The organism is Aquabacterium sp. A08, assembly GCF_011742065.1.
The window spans coordinates 1-680 of the sequence record NZ_JAAQQT010000226.1 but is presented as its reverse complement, the minus strand read 5'-3'; the positions used below and the strand labels follow the sequence as shown (position 1 = coordinate 680).

At 66.8% G+C, this 680-nt stretch carries 1 protein-coding gene; it reads right to left on the bottom strand.

The genetic code is table 11. The features are described 5' to 3' along the window. Positions 1 to 680 (bottom strand): EF-Tu/IF-2/RF-3 family GTPase (locus tag HA630_RS01260; RefSeq protein ID WP_243855317.1); only part of this gene is annotated, 680 nt, incomplete at both ends.

Sequence of the window (680 nt, the reverse complement as noted above, 5' to 3'; positions counted from 1 at the left end):
TTCTCGCCTTCGGTCAGGGTGTCGCCCAGCTGCAGCACGCCGTGGTTGGGGATGCCGATGATGTCGCCGGCATAGGCCTCGTCCAGCAGTTCGCGCCGCTGGCTCATGAAGGTGACCACCGTGTTGGGCTTGATGACCTTGCCCGAACGCACCACCTTCAGCGGCATGCCGCGTTCGAATTTGCCGCTGGCCACGCGCACGAAGGCGATGCGGTCGCGGTGCGCCGGGTCCATGTTGGCCTGGATCTTGAACACCACGCCGCTGAACTTGGGCTCCACCGGCTCCACCGTGCGCTGGATGGCGGGCTTGGGACCGGGCGGCGGCGCCAGGTCCACCAGGGCGTCCAGCACCTCGCGCACGCCGAAGTTGTTGATGGCCGAGCCGAACAGCATGGGCGTCTGCTTGCCGGCCAGAAATTCGGCTTCGTCGAAAGCCGGCGAAGCGCCTTCGACCAGTTCCATTTCGTCCTTGGCCTGGGTCCATTCCAGGCCAAAACGCTCGGCGGTGACCGGGTTGTCCAGTCCGGCCAGCACCTCTTCGTCCCCGCCGGCGCGGTCTTCACCCGCGGCGAACACGCGCATCTGCTCGCTGCGGCGGTCGTACACGCCGTGGAACAGCTTGCCCATGCCCACCGGCCAGGTGAAGGGCACCACCGTCATGCCGAGTTCGCGTTCGATCTC